General features: G+C 59.4%; 8 protein-coding genes, 4 tRNA genes and 3 riboswitches. Of the genes, 3 read left to right on the top strand and 9 right to left on the bottom strand.

The annotated features are described in order from the left end of the window. Positions 1-127: 127 nt before the first annotated feature. A complete protein-coding gene (locus tag ACW5W8_RS08775; RefSeq protein WP_498627398.1) occupies positions 128-3,175 on the bottom strand; it encodes a glycosyl hydrolase family 18 protein in 3,048 nt (1,015 codons plus the stop codon). 116 nt (positions 3,176-3,291) lie between these two features. Beyond that, positions 3,292-3,374: riboswitch (cyclic di-GMP riboswitch) on the bottom strand. Positions 3,375-3,667: 293 nt separating this feature from the next. On the opposite strand from ACW5W8_RS08775, the gene ACW5W8_RS08770 reads away from it, so the two are divergent. Further along, the gene (locus ACW5W8_RS08770; protein ID WP_498627396.1) at positions 3,668-5,824 is read left to right on the top strand and encodes an ExeM/NucH family extracellular endonuclease; all 2,157 of its coding nucleotides are present in this window, start codon (positions 3,668-3,670) and stop codon (positions 5,822-5,824) included. A gap of 170 nt (positions 5,825-5,994) precedes the next feature. Here ACW5W8_RS08770 and ACW5W8_RS08765 read toward each other — a convergent pair. The 4 genes from ACW5W8_RS08765 to ACW5W8_RS08750 all read right to left on the bottom strand — a co-directional run bounded on the left by ACW5W8_RS08765 (position 5,995) and on the right by ACW5W8_RS08750 (position 6,437). Continuing rightward, a tRNA-Ala gene (locus tag ACW5W8_RS08765) sits at positions 5,995-6,070 on the bottom strand. A 48-nt stretch (positions 6,071-6,118) separates the two neighbouring features. Next, positions 6,119-6,194, bottom strand: a tRNA-Ala gene (locus ACW5W8_RS08760). A gap of 63 nt (positions 6,195-6,257) precedes the next feature. After that, a tRNA-Ala gene (locus ACW5W8_RS08755) sits at positions 6,258-6,333 on the bottom strand. A gap of 28 nt (positions 6,334-6,361) precedes the next feature. Beyond that, positions 6,362-6,437, bottom strand: a tRNA-Ala gene (locus tag ACW5W8_RS08750). Positions 6,438-6,482: 45 nt separating this feature from the next. Here ACW5W8_RS08750 and ACW5W8_RS08745 point away from each other — a divergent pair. Then, entirely contained in the window at positions 6,483-6,755 is a 273-nt protein-coding gene (locus ACW5W8_RS08745) for a hypothetical protein (RefSeq protein ID WP_498627395.1), read from the top strand. A gap of 425 nt (positions 6,756-7,180) precedes the next feature. Here ACW5W8_RS08745 and ACW5W8_RS08740 read toward each other — a convergent pair whose 3' ends face one another. Continuing rightward, positions 7,181-9,106: a glycoside hydrolase family 19 protein gene (locus ACW5W8_RS08740; protein ID WP_498627394.1), complete on the bottom strand. Its 1,926-nt coding sequence runs from the start codon at positions 9,104-9,106 to the stop codon at positions 7,181-7,183. A gap of 81 nt (positions 9,107-9,187) precedes the next feature. After that, positions 9,188-11,809 (bottom strand): glycosyl hydrolase family 18 protein, encoded by a 2,622-nt coding sequence (locus tag ACW5W8_RS08735; RefSeq protein ID WP_498627392.1) that lies wholly within the window; start codon positions 11,807-11,809, stop codon positions 9,188-9,190. Positions 11,810-11,908: 99 nt separating this feature from the next. Continuing rightward, a riboswitch (cyclic di-GMP riboswitch) is annotated at positions 11,909-11,996 on the bottom strand. A gap of 387 nt (positions 11,997-12,383) precedes the next feature. On the opposite strand from ACW5W8_RS08735, the gene ACW5W8_RS08730 reads away from it, so the two are divergent. Beyond that, complete coding sequence (locus ACW5W8_RS08730) at positions 12,384-13,547, top strand: sensor domain-containing diguanylate cyclase (protein WP_498627390.1); 1,164 nt, start codon at positions 12,384-12,386, stop codon at positions 13,545-13,547. Between the two features lie 130 nt (positions 13,548-13,677). Here ACW5W8_RS08730 and ACW5W8_RS08725 read toward each other — a convergent pair whose 3' ends face one another. Together ACW5W8_RS08725 and ACW5W8_RS08720 are read right to left on the bottom strand one after the other, a co-directional pair. After that, positions 13,678-16,278: a glycosyl hydrolase family 18 protein gene (locus ACW5W8_RS08725; RefSeq protein ID WP_498627388.1), complete on the bottom strand. Its 2,601-nt coding sequence runs from the start codon at positions 16,276-16,278 to the stop codon at positions 13,678-13,680. A gap of 103 nt (positions 16,279-16,381) precedes the next feature. Next, a riboswitch (cyclic di-GMP riboswitch) is annotated at positions 16,382-16,469 on the bottom strand. A 222-nt stretch (positions 16,470-16,691) separates the two neighbouring features. Beyond that, positions 16,692-20,159 carry a hybrid sensor histidine kinase/response regulator gene (locus ACW5W8_RS08720; RefSeq protein WP_498627387.1) on the bottom strand — a complete coding sequence of 1,156 codons (3,468 nt, stop codon included), beginning with the start codon at positions 20,157-20,159 and terminating at the stop codon, positions 16,692-16,694. Positions 20,160-20,178 lie beyond the last annotated feature (19 nt).

Below are 20,178 nucleotides of genomic sequence, written 5' to 3'. Positions count from 1 at the left end.
ATCTGATTATTAATCGACTCTATTATAGAGGTAGCCCGCCAGGAAAGGCAGGCGCATTTTCAACCAGATCGACCAATCCGACAAAAAAAGTGAGGCCGGAGCCTCACTTATCTCATTGATTTTAAAATCAATAGCTACATACGGACTTCCAGCTACCGTCGGTTGCCTTGGGCTCGCTGCTGGTCCACCAGTTAGCCTGCCACACCACCTTGTTATGGGTGATGCGATCGCCAGTATTGGCATGGCTGGGCTTGCCATCCCAGCTGGTTTGCGGCCAGTTGGGATAACTGTTGTAGGCCGCCGGATTGACGTTCTGGCTGCTGCAGCTGGTACCCGGATTCTCACCACCACCCGAGCCCAGCACGGCCTCCGGCAGGGTCGGGAACTCGGCCTTGAGACCAATGGTCTGGCTGCCGCTGATGATGCGCATACCGCTCGGCACGCCAGCGGCGGGCAGGTAGTAAGTCATGGCGACTTCAATCTCGGCCCCCGGCGCCAGAGTCTGCCAACCCGGCAGGTTCATGGCGACCTTGTGGAAATCCTTCTCGTTGGCAATACCTTCCGAGTTGTCGTTGCCACCGCTCTCCACCACTTTCAGGCCCATGCCACTCTGATCCGTGATGGTGTCAGAGGTGGAGGTGGGCACCAGAAACTCGATGCGCGCGCCGCCCGGAAGGGTCTGGGTCGACTTGTTGACCAGCTTGAGTTTCGGGTTGATTGGGTAGTTGGAGTCCCCGTCCTTGAAGCCATACAGGCTGACCTGGATGTCGAGCTGGGCGCTCGGTGCCGCCAGATCATTCTGCTTGGTGTTGTACTTGGTCGCCTTGGCGAACTTGTCGTAGGCAAGTGTAGTCAGGGTATCTCCCATGCCGTACTCTTTTTTCACCGGATCGTAGGCGTAGTCACCCGCCATCTCCCAGAACATCACGCCACCCAGACCGCGCTTGATGATGTAGTCGAGCTTGTGACCCATGGACTCTTCATCTTCAGTAGAGAGGAACACCTTTTTCTCTTCGTTCCACAGCCAGGGGGCCTGCGCCTTGTCATCGTAGTAGCGGACATATTTGCCCTGCATCACGTGGGCCGGATTGTTGGGATCCAGACCCCAGGCGGTGCCGTAACTCGGCAGCGTGGTGATGCCGAGGCTGGCCGCGTGCTCCAGGTTCTTGGCATGCCACATGGGCACTGCGCCGCCGCCGATCTCCTTGCCGTTCTTGTCGAGATCATGCCAGATGTTGTCGATGCCGACCGCCCCGTTGCCGCACGGAATGGTGCTGCCACCGGTGCCCGGCTGACAATCGCTCTGGCTCGGCAGGGCGGCCTTGCCACCCAGACCGTGACTGCCACCGCTCACCCCCTGCCAGCCACGGGTGTAATAGGGCACACCGACGTTGATCTTGCCCGCCGCCAGCGCACCACGGAAGTAGTGGGCAGACCAGGCCGCGTTGAGGTAGCCGATGCCACCAAACTGGGCCTGGGTATAGACGCCCCAGTGGGAGAGCTCGGGGTCGGCATTGTTGTCAAACAGAGCCGCGTTATGGCCGACAAAGTGGTTCCAGGCACCGTGGAAGTCATAGGTCATCAGGTTGACGTAATCGAGGTACTGGGTGACCTGGAAGTTCTCCATCCCACGCAGCAGATAGGCTGAGGCCGGTGAGGCGATGGTCAGCATGTACTTGCGACCATCCTCGCTGCCCGCCGTATCCAGCTTGCTGCGCAGGGTCTGCATCATCACCTTGTAGTTGGCAAACAGCTTGCCGCGGCACTGGTTGGAGAGCGGGAAGTCGTTGGGGTTGCCCGCATCCTTCATCGAGGTGGGGTATTCGTAGTCGATATCGACCCCGTCAAAACCGTACTGACGGATAAAGCTCACTGCCGAGCTGGCAAGCGCATTGATGCCATCGGTGTTGACCGAGCAGTCGCCCTTGGTAGTAGCGGTATAGAAGCCGCGCGTATCCGCCCAGCCCCCCACCGAGATCAGGGTTTTCACGTCCGGATACAGCTTCTTGAACTTCGACAGCAGGTTGAAGTGGCCCTTATAGGCGAACTCCGGATCCATCTCGGCCCCCGGCACGCCATCCCAGGTCATCTTGGTCGCCGAGTCATCCACCTTGATGGTGTGGCTCTGCTCGTCCACCGCCGCGAAGGCGTAGTTGATGTGGGTGATCTTGCTCCAGGGGATATCGCTCACCAGATAGGCGGGCAGGCCGTTCTTGCCGGTGCGCCAGGAGGTGAAGTAGCCGATGACCCGACGTGCATGATCATCCCCCATGCACTCATAACCATCCGGGCGATAGATCTGACGAATATCGCAGGAGAGGTTGCCACCATCTGGCGGCAGTACGGCCTCCTCGACAGTGACGTTCACCGCCGCCGACTCGCCGCTCAGATTGGTCTTGTCGGTGGCAACCAGCTTGAGGGCGGCACTGCCTTTGGCATCGGGCGTCCAGTTGACCTGCCAGGGGGCGGCACTGTCTTCCCCTACCTTCTTGCCATCGACAAACAGCTCGACTTTGGCCACATCGTTGTTGGCATCGGTGACGTTGCCGTTCACCGCCACGCTGCGACCCAGCGTCACCTTAGCGCCATTAGCCGGGCTGCTGATGCTCGCCTTGGGCGCCTCTGGTGCGACCACGGCAGCAACGCTGAAGCTCGAATTCGCCTCGCTCAGTATCTTGCCATCCTTATCCAGCGCTCGCGCTTTCAGAGCGTGAGCGCCAACGCCCGCAGCACTCCAGCTGGCGCCCCAGGGCGAGGCGCTGGCCGTGGCGACCAGCTTGCCGTCGACAAGATATTCCACTTTAACCAGCGCCGTCACCGGGCCGCTCAGGGTCACCGCCAGCGCCACGCTGGCACCTTCGTTGAAGCTGGCACCGGCAGCCGGAGAGCTGACGGCTACGCCGAGCGCCGGTGGCGGAACTTCACCGCTATAGAGCTTCCAGGCATCCGCCCAGACCACCCCCACGCCCGGCTCATAGTGATAGGGCGATGCCCCACACCAGCCTGAATAGGGAAATTCCTTGCACTCGTAGAGGGCGCTGGCATTGCTGACGATGTCACCGGCCTTGTAGGCGGTACCAGCTTTATACGCGGGATAGGCCGCCTGCGCCCAGGCGGGCGCAGCCGCAAGGGCGACCAGCATGGCAAGCCGGCTGGGTCTGAAGAGCTGTTGCATATTGTTATCTTCCTTGTTTTGTCTTGGCATTGGTCACCTAGACAAAGAACAATCGCAACCTGCATGATGGGCGCAGACAACTGGCCATGGACCTGCCACAAAAATCACCCTTCACCCAGGGAAACCCCGCTATCTAGATCAAGGATCAAGACCGGAAGCATTGCGTCCCGATATCACTACCGGTTTGCCCTTTACCTGGGTTCCGTGAGGAACGAACTCAGTATAGGAAGGCGACAAGATCCCCTCAATCTTTATTCTCAAAGAAAATTATCCCCTACCACGAAAGCGTCATGATCACAGGGTTAAAATTGATTGAATTATCAAAAAAATCATATCGTTATTGGGATCATAAAAACGCTTTCCCGCACCTTCCCAGATTCATTTAATGTGCGTTGGCTCACTGGTATCACATGCCAGAAATGTGACAATGCGCGCCCTTGGTCAACGAGCCAAGGCTATGGAATCACTGGCAAAAATAAAAAAGGAACACCTATGAAAGGTACTCGTACCCTGCTGTCGCTGGCCGTGGGGCTGGCACTTGCATCCTCAGGCGCCCATGCGGCATTTGTCTGCCCGTCCGATCCGGCTCAACTCACCCCCATCCCGACCCTTCAGGGCACAGGCTCCGCCAGCGCGCTCGCCACTACCTCAACATCCACCGGGGCTATCAGCCCAGACTCTTTCCGCGTCAAGGGTGTTGTTACCACTGTGGGCCAAAGTCTGACCAAGGGTTTCTATCTAACCGACCCGGTGGGCGATGGCGACCCGGCCACCTCGGATGGCATCTTCGTCTATCTGAGCGACAAGGACTTCGCAACCAAATATGCCGACATCAAGCCGGGAGCTGAGCTCTGCCTGGAAGCCCAGGTCGAGGAGTTCTTGGGCGGCACCCAGCTCAAGCTGAAATGGGATGGTACTGCGCCCCGGCTCAAGGTTCTCGGGCAGGGTAAAAACGTGCCGGTAAGCGTACTCAAAGTCAATGACGATGAAAGCCTGAAGCAAGCCCTCAATCGCCACGAAGGGATGCGGGTACGGCTCGACAGCAGCAGCGATCTTCACCTGACCCGCAACTTCAGCTTCGACTACAAGGCCTCTCGCACTAACCTGGAACTCTCCCATAAGGCGCCGCTTATCAAGCCGACCCAGCTCCATGTTGCCAGCAGCCCGGAAGCGGTCGCGCTGGCCGCCAAAAATGGCAACAACCGACTGGCGGTCGAGTCTGATTTCAAAGTACAAAATGGCGCCCTGCCCTGGTTCCCGGCGCTGGATGCCGATCAGGGTTATCTGCGTATCGGTGATCAGATAGATGGTCTGGAAGGGACTGTTATCTACAACAAGGACGCTTTCCGCCTGATGGTACCCAACGATGTCACTATCGGGGTCGCCAACTTGCTGCGTACTGCGCAAGATGATCGCCAGCTGACCGCCCCCACTCGAACTCCAGGCAGCAACCTGCGGATCGCAAGCTTTAACGTGCTCAACTACTTCACCAGCGCGCCAGAGATTGGTGGCGATCTTAATAACACCTGCCAAGGAACATACAAAGATAGTTGTAACCGTGGTGCCAAAACACTGCTTGCCTTCGAGAAGCAGCGCACCAAAATAGCCAACGCCATTACCGAGATGGACGCCGACCTGCTCGGCCTGATGGAGATGGAGAACAACGGCTTTGGTGACAACTCCGCCCTCCATAATCTGGTGACCCGTCTCAACGAACAGCAGAAGGATACAAGCAAACACTACGCCTATGTCCGTCTGCCGGTCACTGCCCTCACCGATGGCAAGTTCTTCGGCGGCGACGCCATCATGGTGGCGATGATCTACCGCTCTGCCCTGATCACCCCCAGCGGGGATGCCAGCGTCATCAAGCTGCCGGAGCAGCGCTACATCACAGGTGGCGTGGCCAAGACTGCCGGTCAACGCGACTCGCTGGTTCAGACCTTCACCATTGCCAAGAGCAAAGAACCGCTGACTGTGGTAGTCAACCACCTCAAATCCAAGGGATCAGGCTGCTATGAAAATGGCGATGGCAAGACAGAGCCGGCCGACCTGCAGGGCAAGTGCACCGAGTTCCGAGTCTCCGCCGCCAAGGTACTGGGTGAAGCGGTCAGCAAACTGCCGGGCCAGGTGCTGCTGGTGGGGGACTTCAACTCCTACGCCAAGGAAGATCCGATCCGGGTACTGACAGACTACAACCCGGCCACCAGCGAGCGGAAGATCGTATCTGCCTCCCACACCTTTATCGGTGAACAACCTTACGAGCAGATGGGGCGCGAGGCGACCAAGAACTATGGCTTCGTCGATCTCAACGTCAAGTTTAACAAGGAGAAAGCCATCTCCTACAGCTATGACGGCGAACTCGGTACCCTCGACTATGCCCTCGCCAACTCGGCACTGGCCAGCAAGGTGGCTGGTGTCTCCGACTGGCATATCAACGCCTTCGAAAGCAACCAGTTCGAGTACGCTGCTAAATTCACCGATGCACTACTCAAGTCTGACAACCCCTTCAGCGCCTCCGATCATGATCCCATCATCGTCGACCTCAAACTGGAGAGTAATGCCACCAAACCGGACACCTCCTCAGGCGGTGGTGCGCTGGGACTCGGCCTGCTGGCCCTGCTGCCGCTGGCCTGGCGACGTCGCCGTTAACCTCTGGCGCATCTGAATAGTGCAACCAAAGCCCGCGAGCCCTGCGGGCTTTTTCGTTGGAGTAATGGATTTACACATGAAAAGCACAGAAGTATGGGGAAAATAAATGCCTGAGAAAACAAAAAGGCCACCGCGATGCGGTGGCCTTTTGGCTTCTTTTAACAAGAATTTGGTGGAGCTACGCGGGATCGAACCGCGGACCTCTTGCATGCCATGCAAGCGCTCTCCCAGCTGAGCTATAACCCCAAATTCGGCACTGAATGAATGGTTCTGGCGGCCATTCATCCTCAATAATGGTGGAGCTACGCGGGATCGAACCGCGGACCTCTTGCATGCCATGCAAGCGCTCTCCCAGCTGAGCTATAACCCCACAAAGGTCGGCTTGGGTGATACACACCGCACTGCCCTGGGCACTTCATTTCAATCAGGAACCTGGTGGAGCTACGCGGGATCGAACCGCGGACCTCTTGCATGCCATGCAAGCGCTCTCCCAGCTGAGCTATAACCCCTTGGATTCCAGATTGTTCGAGGAGAATTTGGTGGAGCTACGCGGGATCGAACCGCGGACCTCTTGCATGCCATGCAAGCGCTCTCCCAGCTGAGCTATAACCCCAACTCACCTCGGCGCTGACGAAGTTATCTCCGGCAACGGAGGCGCATGATAGGCATCACCCGCTTTGCTGTCAACCCTAAAATAACCGCGATTGATTCGTTTAGTCAAAATTGCAGCAGTTCGCTGTTTTTACCAGCAAGGAGCACGCTATCTCTCTGTTTTATGTCACAAATCGGCTCAAGCCTCGGCAAAGGAGAGGCAACGAAGCAGACCCCTGCACAGTTGCAACGCGCCCGCTCGCTAGCTTCTTTTGCTGGCGGGCAAACCGCTTCTCCCCCCAACCGGGGAAAGCCTTTCCATAAAGAGCGTTGCATTTGAAAACCCTTTCTATAATATTCGTAAATTTACAACACAAAAAGTTGATCTGGCTCACGAATGGCCATAGGATCAAACCGTGACCCAGGTCACATACCATAACCATAAATGACAGAGTGATGAGGTAAATCATGTTTGAGAATCTGGCAGTCCTGTTCCGCCTCAAGGGCGCAATCACCAAGAGCGGCATTGTAGAGAAAGATGCCTATGCACCGTCCACCCGTGAATACTACTTCCGCTACGGCAAGTGAATAGTGAAAGTGTTTCACCAATAACAGTAATAAAACTACATCATACACATCCTATCGCGGCACCGTCCTGGTGCTGTCCTGTCCCGGCCAGAGCGATACCTCGGCCAAACCTGAACTCCACCAAATAACAATGGGGCCCGCAGGCCCCATCTTTTATTGCATCGGCTCATTGCCGGATCACAGCTTGATCCAGGCATCGCTCCATGCGGTTCCCTTGCCGGGCTCATAGGCCCAAGCTGCACCGGAACACCAGCCGGTGAAGGGATGCGGTTTGCACTCGTAGCTGGCGCCGCCATTGCTGACCCGCTCTCCCGCTTTATAGGGAGTACCTGCCTTGTATGCTGGGTAGTCGCCATCCGGCGGCGTCACGCCCCCCTCTTCCCCTTTCACCAGCAGCACATGGCTAGCACTGCGGCTCAGGTTTCCTGCATCGGTCACGGTCAGCTTGATATCGAGCTTGGTATCGCTGGCCGGCTTGGGCAGGGTCAACTCCAGCGTGACCTGATCCAGCGCCGGGGCGGAGGCACCGGCCGGGATAGTCCAGGCATACGTGAGCGGCTTGCCTTCCGGATCGCTGGAGTGCTGGCCGGAGAGGGTAACCTTGCTGCCACCTTCGGCCTGCGCCGGGCCGGTGATATTGGCCACCGGCGGCAGGTTGGTACCGCCACCATTGTCTTCAATCACCAGCTCGGGATAGAAGTGCTGAACGCAGCGGCTGTAATCCCCCTCTTTGAAGGCGCTGAAGCGGGTCTGGTAACCCACCAGCTTACACGCATAGCTCTTGCCACCGTTGGGGTTCTCGGCCACATAGCTCCAGTCCTGTTCCCAATAGATAGGCAGCGCACCGGATCCCTGATTATCAAAATACTTCATGCCTTTACAGCCGAGCACTTCATCGGCAGGCACCGGCACAGCCAGGTAGTTGGCAAACTCGCGGTAGTAGTTGATGCGGTTCTGGGACTGCGCGTGTTCGGCACTGCCGCCACACTCCACCCCGCCGTTGATGATCTGGGTTGTGACCCCGAAGCCCGGCACCAGACCATTTTGCTTGTCGTGCTCGTTCGGCTGCCAGGTGCCGTCGATGACATGCAGCATGGAGGGCTTTGGCGGCTGCGGATAGGTGTAGAAGAACACCGCGCTGGCGAGGTTGAGCCAGCTGTCGGCCACCAGCTCCGGCTTGTCAAGCAGGGTACGCACCGTGCCGAACATCGCCTCGGAGAAGGGGCCGTAGTTGTAGTTGTAGGAGAGCTGCTTGGCGCCACGGCCGAAATAGCTCTTGAACTCGCCATTGTCGAAGGTGCCGCATGGCCACTGCTGGCCCTGCCAGACATCCGGGCTGCACTCGGCGTTGTAACCGCCACGCATCGCTTCGGTCCAACCCATTTCACGGACATAGACCAGCGCCTGACGCCACTCGGCCTCCGGACGCCAGCTCTCGTGGCCGCCGGTCTCCTGGGCGAAGTGGGCAAACATGGTCGCCAGGGTCTTGCGGCAGATGGCTTCGGCATCGCGACCATCGCTGTAGTTGCTGCACAGAGCTGGGAACTTGGCCGCCGCCTGCAGCAGGCCACGATAGGTGTACTCGGGGGCGCGCAGCGGGAACAGGTAGTTGAACTGGCTCTCGCTCAGCAGGCTTTCGACCAACTTGACGTTATCCGGGTTGTCTGCACGGCCCGGTTGCACCGCTTCCACGACCAGATTGTCGCGGGTAGCGATGGAGGCCTTAACAGATTCCATCGCCGGGAAGTCGGTCAGCGCTTTTTCTTTGGCATCCAGCTCGGCCTGACTCATATAGACAGGGGTGGTGCCATTATCCGGCGGGGTCGGGGTTGGTGGAGTGGGCTTGTCATCGCCGTCGCCATTGTCCGGCGGGGTCACTTCCCCTTCACCAATCAGCTTCCACGGGGTATCCCACTCGTTGGCGACTGCCATGCCGGGCGTTTGCCCCGGGTTAACCCACCACTTGGCCTCGAAAACCTGGCCGTTGTAATTGACCTGGCTGCCGCCCGGATAGGATTTGTTGATGTCGTATGCCTCGGCCGCCCACAGGTGGCCGCTCAGCATCAGGCTGGCCAGCAGCAGGGTAATGCGATTTTTTTTCATTATTGTTGCTCTCTGACTAAGGTGTTCAGCAGGAAAAGGCGGGGTCTCATCAGACCCCGCCGCCATCATAGTGAGTGTTGCTTAACGGCAGCTTGCCGCCCCGACATCCTGCCAGACGTCGTGTTTGCCCGGCTCATTGCCCTGAGTCCACCACTTGGCCTTCCACTGACGACCGTTGTGGTTGGTCAGCGCCCCGCCCTGGTAAGCAACGGCAGCATTCCAGCCCAGTTCAACCTGGCTCTCCAGCGCCCACTGATCGGCTGTGCGGCTCGGCTCATTGCCCTGAGTCCAGTACTTGGCACGCCATACCAACTGGTTGTGGCTCACCTTGTCACCGCCGTTGTAGACCTTGCTGGCCTGCCATGCGGGGACGTTAGCGGCATCCGGATCGGTAGTGACGCAACTGTCACCACCTTCGCCCCCTTCATTGATCGGGGTAACGGTGAGACGGGTTGCCGCGCTGGCGTCGAGGGAACCATCAGAGACGGTCACCGAGAGGTCATAACCGGTTTCGACATCCACTGCCGGACCGGTGACCACCAGGGTATCGCTGTTCTGACCGGTGGCAGTGATGCCGGCAGGCACTTGCCATTGATAGATCAGCTCGTCGTCGTTAGGGTCGGATGCCTTGGCGGTGATGGTCACCTGCTTGCCCTCTTCCACCTTGACACTGGCGGGCAGAGTGACCACCGGAGGCAGGTTGGGTTGCGGCGCCTTGTTGGTCACCACCACCTGATCCTTGGCGCTCAGTTGATGGTCATCGGTCACCGTCAGCTCGAACACCAGATTGATGTCGGCGGACACTGCATCGAGTACAACCCGGGCCTTGGCCTGAGTGGCATCAAGCAGAGCGGCCTGCGGGCCGGAGACCTGCTTCCAGCTGTAGGTCAGGGAGCCTTTTTCCGGATCGTGGGAGGCTGATCCATCCAGCGTCTGAGTAGCCGGGCCGGTCACCGCCACATCGCTGCCCGCATTGGCAACCGGCGGCTTGTTGGCTGGTGGGGTAACCCCTTCACCGTGGCCGAGACCTTCATGCATGGCGTTAAGGATGTCGCCATTGTCGGCATCGATCTCCCAGGAGAAGAGCCCGCCCAGCTTGTTGGCCAGCACATATTGGCCTTTCGCCTTGACCGAGCGCTCATCGTCATAGGTGATCAGCTCACCGGTGGAGGGCTTGAACAGGGTGGCCGCTTCGGCGGTCTCGTCGTAGTTGTACTCCCAGCCTGCGCCCATATGGCTGTTGACGATGTGGCGATAGTCCAGCACGCCATCTTCCCAGGTGCCCTTGATCTTGCCGGTGGCGGTGCCGGTGAAGGGATCATTGCCCTGATATCCGCTCACCCCTTTCCAGCCGCGACCGTAGGCGGCGGCACCGATCACCAGCTTCTCGGAATCGACCCCCTGCGCTAGCAGCTGCTGTACCGCGGCATCAGTGTTGTAGCGCTTGTTGGCCGAGCCGTTGGTAGCCTGATAGAGGTTGGCCTGATGACCCAGGGAGGTATTGCTCCAGGCACCGTTGTAGTCGTAGCTCATCACGAAGATGTGATCCATGTACTGCTGGGCAGCCTTGTAATCCACATCCTCAATCTTGTCGTAACCCGCCCCGATGGCTGACGTGAGCTGATAGGTGCGACCGGTCTCGGCCTCCAGCTCGTCGAGCATGGCGCGCAGATCCTTCATGATCAGCACATAGGTTTCACCATCTTTGGTCTTGTCCCCCAGATTGGGGTTGGCACCGTCGCCGCCCGGGTATTCATAGTCGATATCGACGCCGTCGAAGAATTTCCAGGTCTGCAGGAACTCTTTGACCGAGGCGACGAACACGTCACGCTTGGCCTTGTCATCCATGAAGAAGAAGGGATCGGAGAGGGTCCAGCCCCCGATGGAGGGGAGGATCTTGAGATCAGGCTGGGCCTGCTTGAGCGCCATCAGGGCACCGAAGTTGCCCTTGTAGGGTTCATCGTGAGCGGTCAGACCGCTTTGTGGCATCTGGACCGCAGCCCAGGGATCATGGATCGCCACCTTGAAATCGGCGCGACCGGCACAGGCCCGTTGCAGCGCCTGGAAGCTGTTGCCGTTCTCGATCTCCTTGAGGCTGTCATTGAGCCCATCCCCGCCACAGATCGGGGTGAAGCCATAGAGGATATGGGTCAGGTTCTGCGCCGGCAGCTTGTCTACAGTGAACTTGCGACCATAGACACCCCACTCCACATAGTAAGTCCCCACCACCTTGCCTGACTTGTTGGCGTAAGGCTTGTGGTTCTCCTGTAACGGCGCATTGAGCGGCTTGAGGTGGCTGCCGTCGGTATCGGCGACCACGATCTCCTTGGCATCAGACAGGGTACAACCATCGCCGTTGCACAGCGCGACCTGCATCTGATAGCGGCCCCCCTTGTGCACCTTGAAGGTGGCGGTGCCAGCGGCGGAAGAGGGACCGGACCAGACTTCCTTGCCATCCAGCAGCACCTTGGCACTCTGGCCGATATCGCCGTTCCAGAGATTCCAAGTGACGGTCACATCGGCGCCATCCTTCACTTTGACCAGCTCGTTATAAGCAGTCGCGGACTGGCTGACTTCGACGATGGCAAACTTGGTGGGGCCCCAACCGATGGCGGGTTTGCCGGGAGCCGCCGCATAAGCGGCGGAGGAGGCGAGCAGGGTACCGACCATCATGGCCAGCAGTGCGGGTTTTGGACTTAGCATATTGCTTTCCTTTTCGTTATTGGAAAAACGAAAGGGCAACGCAACACGACAGGTAACACAAAAACGGCCCCCCCTTGGCAAAGGCAGCCTGCATTCTACTGTGGTGGCCCCGCTATCCTAGGTCGTCTTGACCCTTAGACCGGAAGCTTTGCGTCCCGACTTTTCAATCGGTTTGCCCTTGTCACAACATTATTTCTGGCGATAAATAATCGCCGATTGACTGTAGGGTAATTCTGATAAGTAAGCAAATCGGACCATTGCCAGCCCACCAGTTACCAACCCCGACAATTACCCACTTTCAAGAAATTAATGTTTAAAAAACAGCCGGATATACAGACCTAATCTCATCACCTCCAACCAGATACCTCACACCATTTTTTTGATCTACATCACACCAAATTGAGAAAAATCAATGAGTAAGAACAATATCCGACAAAAGACCCATCTGTATCGTAACTAATGAATTTATAATCGCCGTTTTGCATGGCCAGCAGGTATCTTCATGCCCAGCGAATTGCCTTCACGCACCCGGTTATCCAGATACGACAAATTTGTTCGTTTGACGATTTATGCATTGCCACTGGCCGGAATGATCTGGCTTATCAACAGCCTCAATGGCTGGCAAAGGGCACCGCTTGCCAGCACCTTGCTAGTCCAGAGCTACCTTATCTGCACCTTCTGGCTCTATCGCCACTACCGCTACCATCTGCACCGCCAGTGGCAGCATCTGAGTGAGGCGCTCAAGATCAACGAAACCACCGCCGAACTGGCCCGCAACTCGGCGCAATACCAGACCGAAGAGGCCTTTCTGGAGGATCTGCTCAGACGAGCCGTGATGTTGATCCCGGGAGCCGAGATGGGCTGCCTGATCAAGCTGCTGCCGGGCACAGGTATGTTGAGATATGAAGCGGCCATCGGCATGGATCTGGTGAAACTGCGGCGGATCAATCTGCCGCTGGAGCACACCTTTCAGTACAAGCTGACTCAGGGGCGCTGCAACAAAACACTGCTGATCAACGACCTGTCGAAGATAAATGCCACCATGCCCCTGTCCGAACAGGACAGAGAGTTGCTGGTCAACTGCACCGACCTGCCCATCCAGGCCACGCTGGCGACCCCGATCCATATCGATGGCCAGCTCTACGGCATGATCAATATGGACAGCAGCAAACGTAATGCCTTTACCCGCTACGACAGCCACCTGATGGCGATCCTGGCGCGGGATATTCGCCACGCCATCACCATCTATCAGCAGTCCCGCCGCATCTATCAGCTGGCCAATACCGACCAGCTGACCGGGCTCGCCAATCGCCAGCAATTCGAACTCGCTCTGCAGGGGCAGCCGGAAGGCACCCTGCTGCTGATCGACATGGATAATCTCAAACAGCTCAATGACAGCAGTGGCCATTTGGCGGGTGATCAGGCCCTGCGCCTTATCGCAGACGGCATACGCCAGCACTTCGATCAGGGGGTGATTGCCGCCCGCTTCGGCGGGGATGAGTTTGTGCTGCTCACCACTCTGACACCGACCGAGCTGCAACAGGCGATGGCCAGGCTGACCACCATGCTGGCCAGCGCCTCCCCCACTATCTCGTGCAGTATGGGGATGGCCCCCTATCGCGGCGACTTTGCCGCCGCGTTTGCCAGAGCCGATGCCGACATGTACCAACACAAGCGGCACCACAAAGAGCTGCGGGCGGCACAGATGCCAGCTATCGGGGAGAGCATTAATCACTAGCCCGGAAGGGCTGCTTTGCAGACACAAAAGAGAAGCTGGGTGGGGAAACCGATTGGCAGACCCGCCAGAATGTGGCGAAGCGGGGAGAAAAAACGGGGCATGACTGGCATGCCCCGCGACCATTCAACGCTTATTTACAACTGGCTGCCCCCACATCCTGCCAGACCGCTGCCTTGCCAGGCTCATCACCCTTGGTCCAGTACTGGGCTTTCCACTGACGGCCATTATAGGTAGTGAGCTCGCCGCCGTTGTAGGCGACATTGGCATCCCACCCCAGTTGCACCTTGCTCACCAGTAACCACTGGCCCGCGGAACGACTTGGCTCGTTGCCCTGAGTCCAGTAATTGGCCTGCCATACCAGCTGGTTGTGGCTCACCTTGTCGCCGCCGTTGTAAACCTTGCTGGCCTGCCAGGCAGGCCAGTTGGCCGCATCCGGATCAGTCGCCGTGCAACCACCGCCACTGCTGGCCGGTTTAACCGTCAGACGGGTTGCCGCACTGGCATCCAGCCCACCGTCGGAGACAGTGACGCTCAGGTCATAGCCGGTGTCGATGGTGACGTTCGGGCCAGTCACCACCAGGGTGGCGCTGTTCTGACCCGTTGCGGTGATGCCTGCCGGCACGCTCCACTGATAAGTCAACGGATCACCGTTCGGATCGGAGGCGGTCGCCTTGATGGTCACCTGCTTGCCCGCCTCCACAGAGGCCGTGGCAGGTACACTCACCACCGGCGCCTGATTGGCCTGCGGCGCCTTGTTGGTGACCACCACCTGATCCTTGGCACTCAACTGCTGGTCATCAGTCACCGTCAGCTCGAACACCAGATTGATATCGGCGGTCACTGCATCCAGCACCACGCGGGCTTTGGCCTGAGTGGCATCAAGCAAGCCAACCTGCGGCCCGGAGATCTGCTTCCAGCTATAACTGAGAGCGCTATTTTCCGGGTCGTGGGACGCGGAGCCGTCCAGCGTCACCTCGGTCGGGCCGGTCACCTTGAGGTCACTGCCGGCATTGGCCAATGGCGGCTTGTTGGCTGGTGGAGTCGTCCCCTCGCCGTGGCCCAGCCCTTCATGCATGGCATTGAGGATGTCGCCGTTGTCGGCATCGATCTCCCATGAAAAGAGGCCACCGAGCTTGTTGGCCAGCACATACTGCCCCTTGGCCTTGACCGAGCGCTCGTTGTCATAGGTGATGAGATCGCCGGTCGCCGCCTTGAACAGATAGGGCGCCTCGGCCACCTCGTCGTAGCCCTTCTCCCAGCCCGCCCCCATCCGGTTGTTGACGATGTCGCGGTAATCCACCACCCCGTCCTCCCAGGTGCCTTTCACCTTGCCGGTCGCCTTGCCGGTGAAGGGGTTGTTGCCCTGATAACCGCTTACCCCGGTCCAGCCACGGCCATACATGGCGGCACCGACCACCAGCTTGCCAGGCTCAACCCCTTGCGCCAGCATCAGGTTGACCGCCTTGTCGGTGGTGTACTTGGTCTTGGGATCCCAGCTCGCCGCGTAGAGGTTGGTCTGATGGCCCAGCTCGGTATTGCTCCAGCCACCGTTGTAGTCGTAGGTCATCATAAAGATATGGCTCATGTACTGCTGAGCGGCGCGATAATCCACATCTTCAATCTTGTCGTAACCGGCCCCGATGGCGGAGGTGAGCTCATACTTGCGGCCAGTCTGTGCCTCCAGCTCGTCGAGCATGGTGCGCAACTCCTTCATCAGGGTCACATAGGTGGCACCATCGCTCGGGCTGCCCAGTTTCGGGTTGGCGCCCTGTCCGCCCGGATACTCCCAGTCGATATCCACACCGTCGAAGAATTTCCAGGTCTGCAGGAACTCTTTCACCGAGCCGACAAACACATCGCGCTTGGTTTTGTCACCGAGGAAGTAGAAGGGGTCAGAGAGGGTCCATCCGCCGACCGAGGGGAGGATCTTGAGGTTCGGATTGGCCTGCTTGAGTGCCATCAGGGCGCCGAAGTTGCCCTTGTAGGGCTCGTCATAGGCGGTCAGGCCGCTTTGCGGCATCTGGACCGCAGCCCAGGGATCGTGGATCGCAACCTTGAAGTCAGCCCGGCCGGCACAGGCACGCTGCAGCGCCTGGAAGCTGTTGCCGTTCTCGATCTCCTTGAGGCTGTCGTTGATGCCATCTCCGCCACAGATGGGGGTGAAACCATAGAGGATATGGGTCAGGTTCTGAGCCGGGATCTTGTCGACCGTAAACTTGCGGCCATAGACGCCCCACTCCACGTAGTAAGTCCCCACCACCTTGCCGGACTTGTTGGCGTAGGGCTTGTTGTTCTCCTGCAGCGGTGCCTTGAGCGGTGCCAGATGGCTGCCGTCGGTATCGGCGACCACTATCTCTTTCGGATCGGAAAGGGTGCAGCCATCGGCGTTGCACAGCGCCACCTGCATCTGGTAACGCCCGCCCTGTTTCACCTTAAATTTGGCGCTGCCCGCGGCGGCAGAGGGACCGGACCACACCTCTTTGCCGTTGAGCAGCACCTTGGCACTCTGACCCAGATCACCGCTCCAGAGGTTCCAGTTCACCTCTACATCGGCACCATCCTTCACCTTGACCAGCTCGTTATAGGAGGTGGCAGACTGACTCACTTCGACAATGGCAAACTTGGTGGAACCCCAGCCGATAGTCGGCTTGCCGGGCGCAGCGGCATAGGCGGACGAGGCGCAACATAGACCAACCGCAAGGGCCAGCATGGTAGGCTTTGGACTTGGCATTTTTTATATTTCCCTATTTCGTTATGTTGGCAACGAAAAGGGCGACGCCCTGACAGGTAACGCAGACAGCTGTGCGGCCTCTTGGCAAAGGTACACAACAACCTGTGGTGGCCCCGCTATCTCAAGTACGGCTCATCCCTGGACCGGAAGCTTTGCGTCCCGACCTTGCGATCGGTTTGCCCTTTAGCTACTTCATTCGCGATGAAAATAATCGCATCCAGACTATAGATTGAGCCGATCCGGTGTGCCACTGTCTGCGTTTGCAGACAGCGATATCTCTGCGCGGCCATCTGCCGCTATTACACTGAAAAATGAGAGGATCTTCGCCAATATACCTTGATGGGCGGCATGCCATCATGGCGATGACCGCCGCGTTATTTGCACGATTTTGTGAGCCTGTTCACGGCCTGTCGCTAGCGCAGCAGCAGGCTGTTCATCAGGGCCCGCAGTTTGAGCGGTTTGACCGGTTTGCTGATGTAGCCATACCCCCGCTCGCGGATCTGCACCTGCAACTCGCTCTTGCGATCGGCACTGATGATGATCCCTCCCAGCTCGTCGCCACACACCCGCTGCAGGGCAGCCAGCGCCTCCAACCCGGTCTTGCCGTCGTCAAGGTGGTAGTCAGAAAGCACCAGTCTCGGCACAAACCCGTCTGCCACCAGCGCCTCGGCTTCGGCCAGATCGACAGCGCAGCGCACGTCACAGCCCCAACGGCCAAGCAGCGAACTCATCGCCGCCAGAATATCGCGCTCGTTGTCGATGCAGAGCACCCTGACCCCCTCCAGCTGGCTGTCACGCAGAGCGGGCGCGGCGACCGGATGGGCCACCACCGGCCGGGTGGCCAGATTGAGGGTCACCGCAAAGACCGATCCCTTGCCTGGCCAGCTCTGCAATGTGAGCTGATGACCCAGCACCAGCGAGATGCCGCGGGCAATGGCGAGCCCCAGACCCAGCCCCTGCTCCCTGGCAGTGCGGGAGTGATCGAGGCGGGAGAACTCATCGAAGATAGCCTCCTGCTTGTCTTGCGGAATGCCGGGGCCGTTGTCCCACACCTCGATGCGGATCTTGCTCCCCAGCCTGCGACAGCCGAGCAGCACCCGGCCGCCCGGGTTGTAGCGAAACGCATTGGTGAGAAAGTTCTGCAGCACCCGCCGCAGCAGGCGCACATCGCTGTGCACCGCCAGCTTGCTCTCCACCACCGAGAAGTGGATCCCCCCCGCCTGCGCCAGCACGCCGAACTCCGCCTTCAGGTTGTCGAACAGATCGTGCAGGGCGAAGTCGAGTTTCTTGGCTTTGAACTTGCCCGCCTCCAGCCGGGAGATATCGAGCAGATCGCTGATGAGGTCTTCGGTCGCTCCCAGCGCATCGTCGATATGACGGGCGATCCGGGCAGGCTCCTCTTCGGCCGGCAGCATCTCCAGCAGGGAGGAGGTAAAGAGCTTGGCCGCGTTGAGGGGCTGGGTCAGATCGTGGCTGACCGCCGCCAGAAAACGGCTCTTGGATTGATTGGCCCGCTCCACCTGCTGGTTGACCAGCAACAGCTGGCGGTTGAGTTCGGAGAGCTCGCGGGTACGCTCGGCGACCCGCGCCTCCAGATGTTCGTTGGCTTCTCGCAGCACCCGTTCGGCATCACGAAACGGCGTGATATCGGTGAAGGTCATGACGAAACCACCGGCCGGCATGGGATTGCCCTGCATCTCGATCACCCGGCCATCGGGACGCTCCCGCGCCGAGATATGGGCACTGCCCTGCTGCATAAAGGCCACTCGGCGAGCCACTTGTCCCTCGATATCACCGGGACCACAGAGCCCCTGGCGGGCGTTGTAGCGGATGATCTCCTCGATGGGGCGCCCCGCCTGGATAAGCCCGGGCGGATAGTGGAACAGCTCGATGTAGCGCCGGTTCCACGCCACCAACTTGAGCTCCCGATCCACCACCGAGATCCCCTGCCCGATATGCTCGATCGCCCCTTGCAGCAAGCCACGGTTGAAGCGAAACACGTCGGAGGCCTCATCGACGATGGTGGCGATCTCCTCGAGCTGCATGTTGCGCCCCTGCAGGGCAGAGGCGAGCACCAGCCTCGCCGACGAGGTGCCAAACACCCCGGCCAGCAGCCGCTCGGTATGAGCAATCAGCTCGGCCGACGCCTGCATCTGCGGCGCCAGCGTGCCGCCATGCTCACCGGCGAAGCGCCCAAAGGCACGCTTTACCCGGCTCGACCCGACGAAGCGGGCGGCCAGCATCTCCAGCTCCTTCACCGAGACCCGCGCCTGATAGAGCGCAGTAGTATCGCGACTCGGCTTGCCGACGAAGTTGGCCGCCTGTAACCGCTCGCTCACCGCAGGGCGCGACAGCAGCGAGCCTGCCACATAGCCGAGCAGGTTGAAGAGCAGGCTCAGGAAGATGCACCAGGCCCCGAGGCTGAGATCGCGAAACGCAGGCCAGTCGGGTGGCGCCAGCAACGCCTCCAGTGGCGAGCCGGCCAGCAGCCCGCTCTCCACCAGCAGGGTAATGAACCAGAGGCTCACCCCGAGGCTCAACCCAAGATAAACCCCCTTGCGATTGCCGTGCCGCCAATAGAGACCGAGCAGCAGGGCGGGCGCAAACTGGGCCACCGCGCCAAAGGAGAGGTAACCGATGCGCGACAAGCTGGTGAGATCACCGAGCCAGAGGTAGAGCCCCCAGGCCGCCAGCAAGATCAGCAGGATGGCGCCACGGCGCACCTGCAGCAGCAGCCGCACCAACCGCTCGTCGCGCCCCTGCCGCCAGAAGCGGCGCAGCAGCACCGGCAGCACCAGATCGTTGCTCACCATGATCGCCAGCGCGATGGTGCAGACGATCACCATGCCGGTGGCCGCCGAGGTGCCGCCGAGAAACGCCAGCATCGCCATGCCATCGAACCCGAGGGCCATCGGCAGACTGATCACATAGGTATCGGAGGCCATGTCCGCCCCCACCCACTGCTTGCCCGCCAGTGCCAGCGGCCAGATAAAAAGCCCCATCACGAACAGGTAGAGCGGGAAGATCCAGCGCGCCCAGTGCAAATCCTGCCCCTGATTATTCTCCACCACAGTCACATGAAACTGGCGCGGCAGGCAGATGACCGCGCACATCGCCAGTATCGTGTAGATAGCCAGCTCCAGCAGGTTGCCTGGGCTCACCGCCACCACCTGCGCAAAGAAGTCGCGGGTCACCTGTTCGTGAGCCTCGCCCGGTTTGCTCAGGATCAGCCAGAGGGCGAAGCCCCCCACCGCGATAAAGGCCAGCAATTTGACCACCGACTCGAAAGCGATGGCCACCACCATCCCCCTGTGATGCTCGGTGGCATCGAGATGACGGGTACCGAACAGGATGCTGAACAACGCCAGCAGCATGGCGACCCCGAGCGCCAGTTCTGCGGTATTGCCCGATATGGCGCTGGCGTGCCCCGTCCCGGCGCTGTTGACCATCAGCAGATCGAGCCCGGTCACGATCGCTTTGAGCTGCAACACCAGGTAAGGAAGGATCCCCATGATGGCGATAAGAGCGATGAGCATGGCGAGCCGCTGGGACTTGCCGTAACGGGCGGCGATGAAGTCGGCGATGGAGGTGATGTGTTCCCGCTTGGCCACCAGAATGAGGCGCGCCAGCAGCCGCCAGCCAAACAGAAAAACCAGCATGGGGCCGAGATAGATGGGCACCGGCGACCAGGGCGATTCACTCGCCTGCCCCACGGTCCCGAAGAAGGTCCAGGAGGTACAGTAGACCGCCAGCGACAGGCTGTAGAGCAGGGGCTGCCCCTTCATGCGATGCCGCTTGTGTTTGTCCGCCACGAAGGCAATCAGAAACAGCAGCCCCAGATAGGAGAGCGACAATCCGATCAGCAACCATCCCTGGTGCATCTGCAACCCCTTGTCCATG

The sequence above is a fragment of the Aeromonas aquatilis genome (genome assembly GCF_054052405.1).
Note: the sequence above shows the minus strand (reverse complement) of the source record. Positions and strands in the feature narration are given on the sequence as shown.

Coding starts and splice junctions, on each gene's coding strand:
- ACW5W8_RS08775 (WP_498627398.1), bottom strand. CDS start 3,175: ATGCAACAGCTCTTCAGACCCAGCCGGCTTGCCATGCTGGTCGCCCTT.
- ACW5W8_RS08720 (WP_498627387.1), bottom strand. CDS start 20,159: ATGCACCAGGGATGGTTGCTGATCGGATTGTCGCTCTCCTATCTGGGG.
- ACW5W8_RS08745 (WP_498627395.1), top strand. CDS start 6,483: ATGATAGGCATCACCCGCTTTGCTGTCAACCCTAAAATAACCGCGATT.
- ACW5W8_RS08740 (WP_498627394.1), bottom strand. CDS start 9,106: ATGAAAAAAAATCGCATTACCCTGCTGCTGGCCAGCCTGATGCTGAGC.
- ACW5W8_RS08770 (WP_498627396.1), top strand. CDS start 3,668: ATGAAAGGTACTCGTACCCTGCTGTCGCTGGCCGTGGGGCTGGCACTT.
- ACW5W8_RS08735 (WP_498627392.1), bottom strand. CDS start 11,809: ATGCTAAGTCCAAAACCCGCACTGCTGGCCATGATGGTCGGTACCCTG.
- ACW5W8_RS08725 (WP_498627388.1), bottom strand. CDS start 16,278: ATGCCAAGTCCAAAGCCTACCATGCTGGCCCTTGCGGTTGGTCTATGT.